Source organism: Psychrobacter urativorans, assembly GCF_904846695.1.
Lineage (GTDB): Bacteria > Pseudomonadota > Gammaproteobacteria > Pseudomonadales > Moraxellaceae > Psychrobacter > Psychrobacter urativorans.
In genome coordinates, this window is sequence record NZ_CAJHBR010000052.1 from 1 (window position 1) to 1883 (window position 1883).

Annotated in this window: 2 protein-coding genes and 1 pseudogene; 1 reads left to right on the forward strand and 2 read right to left on the reverse strand. The window is 41.4% G+C overall.

What is annotated here, in order from left to right; genetic code table 11:
* Positions 1–183: pseudogene (locus JMY09_RS14265) on the reverse strand (DDE-type integrase/transposase/recombinase); the annotation flags it as partial.
* Between the two features lie 27 nt (positions 184–210).
* Between JMY09_RS14265 and JMY09_RS14270 the strand changes: the two are divergent.
* Complete coding sequence (locus JMY09_RS14270) at positions 211–669, forward strand: DIP1984 family protein (RefSeq protein ID WP_201624608.1); 459 nt, start codon at positions 211–213, stop codon at positions 667–669.
* A 26-nt stretch (positions 670–695) separates the two neighbouring features.
* Here the strand turns inward: JMY09_RS14270 and JMY09_RS14275 are convergent.
* Positions 696–1447, reverse strand: a protein-coding gene (locus tag JMY09_RS14275) for an IS5 family transposase (RefSeq protein WP_197684655.1) whose coding sequence is annotated in 2 segments (ribosomal slippage) — positions 696–1219 and positions 1219–1447 — 753 coding nt in all. Because the reading frame shifts where the segments join, the coding sequence is not laid out codon by codon here.
* Positions 1448–1883: the final 436 nt, after the last annotated feature.

Here is a 1883-nt window from a genome sequence, read left to right on the forward strand (position 1 = left end):
ATCAGTATAACGAATAGATAAATACTGAACGCCTCTATCACTACGATGAATAACGTCTTTTGGGTTGTTTCTGTCTGCAATGGCTTGATTTAACGCTGCCATCACCATATCGATGTTCATACGATTAGACACCTTCCAGCCAACAATACTACGGACAAACACATCTATAATAAACGCAGTATACTAATAAGGTGTTAAAAGGAGCTAAAAATGAAACTCGCAGAAGCCCTACTTATTCGTAGCGATATGCAAAAAAAACTTGCTCAAATTAAAGGACGTATTCGTAGTAATGCTAAAGTTCAAGAAGGCGATACGCCAAATGAAGATCCAAATCATCTAATAATTGAGGCTAGTCAAGTCATTACTGAGCTATCTACTTTGATTGAACGTATTCACCGTACCAATGCAGTTGCTAAGACGGATAAAGATCAATCAATGCTGACGCTATTGGTTGAACGCGAGGCGTTGGAGATGCGCCACAAACTATTAATTGAAGCAATTGAAGCGACCGACACTGAGGCAGATCGTTATAGTCATCGTGAAATTAAATGGAATATTATGGTCTCAGTAGCTGGGTTACAAAAGCAAGCCGATGACCTGGCGATGAAACTACGCAAAATTAATATTGTCATTCAAGCCAATAACTGGCAAATTAACCTTGTTGAATAAGATTTGTAGACTACTAGGGCGTGTCCCTAATTCAGTTTGCAGTGGATCATAGTACAAGCCAGATATAGCATAGATTTATAATTTCGTGCCAGTTTTTCGTAGCGAGTCGCAATACTACGAAAGTGTTTTAGCTTTGCAAATGTGTTTTCAACCAAGTGTCGTAGCTTATATAAATAGTGATCAAACGCTAGGTCTGGTTGCTTAGCGTTTTTTCTTTTAGGGATGACAGGGCTTATGTTGTCTTGCTTTAGCCTAGTTCTAATGGTTTCAGAATCATAAGCTTTATCAGCAATAAAGTAGGTCGCATCCGTTAGCATCTCTATAATGTCATCTACCGCTTGGCTGTCGTGGACATCACCCCCAGTGATTTTAAAATCAATCGGGTTTCCATGCGAATCGACGGCGAGATGAATCTTAGTGGTGGTTCCACCTCGTGACTTTCCGGTAGCTCGAAGCTCTCCTCGTCTGGCGCCGCTTGAATGCTGGTGACAGCGGATGTAGCTTCCATCTGCGAATACCCACTCTTCATCAATACTTGCTCGTAGGTCAAAAAAAATTGCTCCCACAAACCCTTTTTCGACAACCTATTGAAACGATTATAGGCAGTTTTCCAAGGACACAGTTCACTCGGTATGTCACGCCATGGCGCGCCTGTACGAAGTTTCCACAATATGGCTTCCATAACTTGTCTGTCGTTTTTCCAAGTATGACAGCCATGAGCTTTCATGGTACTTTGGAGTTGTTCCCATGTATTATCAGTGAGTACTGTTCTTGCCATAATGTAGAGAGCCATGTTTGAAATAGTCTCTATATTTTAAGGCTTTTGAACTTACTTTTCCAGATTAGGGACACGCCCTAAATTTATAATTCTCTATTCTTATAGTCATAAATGAATAGAACCACCTATTGGAACCGATTGGGCGAGTGTCAGACCCCTTACCTACACAACAGGGGGTTGAAAACATACTGTAGTGTTTGTCATGCGTTGCGGGTAGACGCTTTTTTTACTACTTATGCCCCGAACACGTCACAGCTCACAAGGTACTACTTAGACCTTACTACCAGATACTGACAGTCGGTTTCAACTTTACGTTTAATGCCTCTTGATACGCCGATTATCAAGAGCGTCATCTACGAGTACTACGCATTTACCAAACTCAACACCCCGTGTTAAACCTCTCTAATCCACGACTCCATTCAAGTCCTCACTAGGG

Excerpts from the sequence above, each read along its gene's own strand:
- JMY09_RS14270 (WP_201624608.1), top strand. The coding sequence starts at position 211 with ATGAAACTCGCAGAAGCCCTACTTATTCGTAGCGATATGCAAAAAAAA.